This window comes from Hydrocoleum sp. CS-953 (assembly GCF_002260545.1).
Taxonomy (GTDB): domain Bacteria; phylum Cyanobacteriota; class Cyanobacteriia; order Cyanobacteriales; family Microcoleaceae; genus Trichodesmium.
Map to the genome: position 1 here is coordinate 1 of NZ_LGSU01000687.1, position 4,237 is coordinate 4,237.

The window sequence follows — 4,237 nt, forward strand, 5'->3', positions numbered from 1 at the left end:
GGGGAAGAGGGGGGAGAGGGGAGTCCCTATTCTACTTTACTTCATCAGACGTCAGACTGACTCAAGAGCTATTCTACTTTACTTCATCAGACGTCAGACTGACTCAAGAGCCAAAAATTCTCATCTTTCCGGAGATACCAAATGGGTTCTATATAATAGTGAATACAGCTTTCTAACTTTGGAACCGATGATAGCCATTGCTAGCAATAGCTACTCTAGGAACTTTGCACTGTCTAGTTAATAAGATTACCGAATAATTAAGGTAAAAAGCCAACTAGATCAAGTATTCAATGAATTTATTTTCCTTTTATTCAATCCTATCCGTTTTAGGGAGAGGTAATTATCAATTATCAATTATTCAAGGCTTTGTTGTATGAAAGCATATAGCTACCGCACAAGCTTAAGCAGATGTACTTCATACTTCTAACTATTGTCCAATAGATGAATACAACATCAATCTTTGACAGAAAAAAGCTGAAACTTTTACCTGTAAAGGCTTTGAGTTTATTAACTATTGTCCAATAGATGAATAGAACATCAATCTTTGATAGAAAAAGGCTGAAACTTTTACCTGTAATATAAAATCCGGATAATTACTATAGCCTGCGTCCGCAGCGACTGGAACGGAGTGGAAGGTTTGCGGAGCATTCCGGAACGGATAGCAATCTCCGGGCACATAAGAGATTGCTTCCTATCGTCGATAGGGACTACAGTTCAACCGGATTCTATATAAAGGCTTTGAGGTTGTTAACTATTGTACAACAATAGAAAGAGAGTGATATAGAAGCCACTAGGTTCACCTTTCATACAACAAAGCCTAAGATTGCTATAGTTGTCCAGATAGTTGTCCATAAAATTTTTTGGTAAAAGCATTGCATTAATTGAATAGCTGTGCTTTAATATCAAAGTGAATCGGTTCTAATGGAGACAAACCGTTAGAGGAAACGGGGAAAGTTCGGTGTAAATCCGTCGCTGTCCCGCAACTGTGATGAGATAAAAATTATCTCTTAGTCAGAATGCCCGCCGAGGAAAATAGTAACTTTATAGAACATCTGCGAGGTACGGATGATGACTAATATGGTATTGACAAAAAGGGAATTAGCCCTAAATAAGAACGTTTCGCTACAGATATTTAGACAGAGCTTATTTAAACCAAATTCTGGGAAACAACTACTACTTCAAAAGTAGTAAATTAGCAATAATCTTTTGTTTTGTGGGTTTAATAGCTCACCACAATCACCGCTCTTAAAATTGCTTGTGGTGGGGATTACCTCTATGCAATTTTCCCTTTTGGCTGCTTCAATAATGAAGAAAAAAAATAACAGCTAGTAAAGTTAGCAAAAAGTACAAAAAGTGCTTCGGAATTTACTGTTTAAAAAAAAAGGGCGTTGCTGAATTGAAGTATGAATGCGCGATTGTATTGTTTTGTTCTGGTAAAGCCCCCTAAATCCCCCAATTTTGGGGGAATTTTAGAGTTTTATTCCCCTCAATTTTGGGGTGTTAGGGGGGCCAAATAATACCGAGAATCAGCAACGCCAAAAAAAGTAATAGAAGCGACGGTTAACAGTGGGATTAATAGCGATCGCAACTGCTTTGTTATGAGCAAGGAAGTTGCGGTAGAAGGTGTTGCATAAATTTAAAAAGAAATTAAATGACAACAATAATAGGAACAGAAAATAGTGAACTCCTTACAGGTAGTTTGGAGGCAGACGAAATATTTGGTTTAGGAGGAGATGATACAATCAATGGTCTCGAAAGTGGAGACTTAATTAGTGGCAACCAAGGCAACGATATTCTTAACGGAAATGCAGGTAGCGACACGCTGCGGGGTGGTAAAGGGAACGATAATCTCTCTGGAGATGCTGGCAGCGATGATATTTATGGCGATGCAGGTACAGACACCTTAACTGGGGGAGAGGGTTTCGATAATTTTGTTCTTCAACGACAAAATCAACCATCAACGGGAAACCTAGATATTAGCCAAGCAGACTTAATTACTGACTTTAATCTAGAACAGGATGGCATTGGTTTATTAGGAGGAATAACTTTTGAAGACCTCAATATTTTTCAAGGTAGTAATGAACTAGCTGACAGTACCATTATCCAAGATGGAGTCACGGGAGAATTTTTAGCCATCCTCTCTGGTGTTAACAGCAGCGAACTTACCGAAGACCAATTTAGAATCTTTGTCCAACAACTCGGACCTTATTCCAGTTCCACCCAAGACCCAGGAAAAATAGATTCTGCCATCCCTGGTTTTATTAGTTCTGAGGGTGAAGGGTTAATTAGGTCAGACAGTGTTGTTAATCCAATCTTTGCAGCATGGGCAACAGGATTTCAAAATTATTCCCCTGCACCAGGAGTCGATGAAAGATTCCAAACTCCCGAACTAACATTAGGACCTACTGCTAGAACAGATAATTTTATTGATATTGCTTCACTGGGAGGTTTAACAAGAGAACAAATAGACCGAGGAGTACCACCAGGAGAGATTACTTTAATCTTTGACTCTGGTATTCGTAACGGTGCGGGAGCAGACTTTGCGGTATTTGAAAATGGTTTCAATAATCTCGGGGGTATTTTTGCCGAACTAGCATTCATTGAAGTTTCTAGCGATGGGGTTAACTTTGCTCGTTTTCCTAGCGACTCTTTGACAGGACAACCAGTAGGTAGTTTTGATGTCATTGACCCCACACAAGTTTATAATTTAGCTGGTAAGCACGTTAATAATGCTTCTGAGTTTGAGGGAGAATTTTTTGGCAGTTCCTGGGGAACTCCTTTTAACTTAGATGACTTAGTTAACGATCCGTTAGTAACATCCGGTGCGGTGGATATTAATGCTATTCGGTTTGTTCGGGTTGTAGATATTCCTGGTGATGGTAGCTTTTTAGATGCTACAGGAGACCCCATTTTTGACGCTTGGACAACTGCAGCACCAACTGCTACTTCTGGTGGTTTTGATTTGGAGGCGATCGGTGTAATTAATGTGATTTAGTCACTAAATCTGGAGAATTAAAATGAGGTAATTTACAGCAGATTCCACTTTGGTGAGGTATACCCGTCGCGGGCAAGATGCCCGCACTAAAAATATTGACAGCAATTTTGGAGTTAGTGAGGTAAAAATTTTATTATTTGTTAAAGACTAGAAGTCTGGTAACACAAGCATCCTGCTTGTTACAGGCTGGAAGCCTGAACTGCAAATAACTCTACTTCACTATCCTCATGCATTGCTGTAATTCTGAATATCTGTACTTCATACACCTGGAATCTGCTGTAATTTATGGGTGACACTGCTAAAACCGAGTCTTGAGTCTATAAATCTTACTTTTGACTGTCTTGAGTGTATCTTACATTCTGAGGTTCCCTCAGAATTACACACTCGATGCATGACTTTTGACTTTTGAATTTTAATTTCCCCAATCTGAGGGAGTCCTACTTCGTTAAATTAGGTTATTGAATGAAATGGAGCAAGAAAATTATTTACATAATTGGCAGCAAGAGTTTATTGCTACTAATTTAATCTCTATAGGATATAATGCTTGGCAAGGTTATTTAAGTAGCCAAAGGGGTCTAATTATTTGCAGTACAAATTCACCTATGATTGGTGCAACTGGAGAAACATTTAAAGTACATTTTGTGCCTCGTAATAATCTTGCAGCTCTTCTCAATGCCTGGTTAAAATCACCCGATACTGTCCTCCTTAAAAGACATTTTATGAATGATCATATTCTGGAGGCTGTTGATAATTACAATCCTCAAAAGGATGTAGTTTTCATGTTAGAATCTGGCATTTCTGTTACTTTCTTTTATCTGACTAATTTACCGATTAGTCCGCCTGATTGTTACCAACAAGTAATCAAAAGTTGGGATGAATTTCCATCTCAATATTCAGAGGAATATCAAAATAATCATCATCTTTAAAATTTGGTGATTTATTATATCTTTAATTTGTAAGCATTCAGCACTCAGCTATCAGCTATCAGCTTCCAAGACACATCTACATTTCCTTCTATAGAATTGTATAGGTTCACAACTTAAATTCGTTGTTCTTATGCTTCAATAATAATCTGCTTAAAAATATAGTATAAATTAAAATAACCCTTGTTTTATTCATTAAAAAGCTGATAGCTGACTTTTCGGATTGGTTTTGTTACCAAAAGTAATCCTTTATGGTAGTGGCAAACTTTCTTAAAAACTTCTGGCAACCTGAGTTGATCCATCTTGAGAATTGTCGCAC

General features: G+C 37.9%; 2 protein-coding genes and 1 riboswitch. Both genes read left to right on the forward strand.

Translation table 11 applies throughout. The annotated features are described in order from the left end of the window. Positions 1-896 precede the first annotated feature (896 nt). Positions 897-1,043, forward strand: a riboswitch (cobalamin riboswitch). A 608-nt stretch (positions 1,044-1,651) separates the two neighbouring features. Further along, complete coding sequence (locus tag AFK68_RS07895) at positions 1,652-2,995, forward strand: calcium-binding protein (protein WP_094672276.1); 1,344 nt, start codon at positions 1,652-1,654, stop codon at positions 2,993-2,995. Positions 2,996-3,462: 467 nt separating this feature from the next. Further along, positions 3,463-3,921: a hypothetical protein gene (locus tag AFK68_RS07900; RefSeq protein WP_094672277.1), complete on the forward strand. Its 459-nt coding sequence runs from the start codon at positions 3,463-3,465 to the stop codon at positions 3,919-3,921. Positions 3,922-4,237 lie beyond the last annotated feature (316 nt).